A 780-nucleotide genomic window follows, 5' to 3' on the forward strand; every position below is an offset into this window, starting at 1 on the left:
GTGCTGGGCAACCAGCGCGTCGCCGCCGGCGGCGAGATCAAGCGCGCCAAGAAGCGCATCACCAGCCTGAAGAAGTCGGCGGCTGACTGAGCCTCTCAGGCCGGCTTGGCGCTGTTCAAGCGCCAGGCCAGCACCAGCAGCAGCAGCGCCTTGACGGCGTACAGGCTCATCGAGATGCCGTGCAGCGCGCCGAAGGACAGGCTGCCCTGCCCCGCCTTGGCCGCCGCCATCACCGGCTGCAACCCGAAGTAGCCGAGCACCGTGCAGAAGGCAACGGCCAGCAGCATCAACGCGTCCGCGCCCAGGATGCTGCGCCGCGTCTCCGTCATCTGCCAGATGCGGCGCAGCATCAGCAGCAGCAGCACGCTCAAGCCGAGGCTGAGGTACGCCTCCTGCATGAACATGCGACCGGCGATGCGCCCGGCGGTTTCAGGAAACGTGCTCGCGAAGCCGGCCGGCGCGCCGATGAAGCCCACGCCCAGCAGGACGCCGGCCCACAGGCCGGTCAGGAATCCCGCCGCGCGCTGCAGCTTCTGGGGTGTCATCACGTCAGACGTAGCGGACTTCGACGATCTCGTAGCTCTTGACGCCGCCCGGCGCCTGCACCTCGGCCACGTCGCCGGCCACCTTGCCGATCAACGCACGCGCGATCGGGGAGCCGATCGAGATGCGGCCTTCCTTCAGGTCGGCTTCATCCTCGCCGACGATCTGGTACGTGACGGGATTGCCGGTCTTCTCGTCCTCGAGTTCGACGGTGGCGCCGAACACCACGCGCCCTTC

Annotated in this window: 2 protein-coding genes; both read right to left on the reverse strand. The window is 68.3% G+C overall.

Annotated features, from left to right (window positions below):
• Positions 1 to 95: 95 nt before the first annotated feature.
• On the reverse strand, positions 96 to 545 hold the full coding sequence (locus tag AC1D15_RS35330) for a DUF4149 domain-containing protein (protein ID WP_047511518.1): 450 nt from the start codon (positions 543 to 545) through the stop codon (positions 96 to 98).
• Positions 546 to 549: 4 nt separating this feature from the next.
• Positions 550 to 780 (reverse strand): GreA/GreB family elongation factor (locus tag AC1D15_RS35335; protein WP_477829756.1); only part of this gene is annotated, 231 nt, incomplete at its 5' end.

This window comes from Rhizobacter sp. P2_H2 (assembly GCF_056403375.1).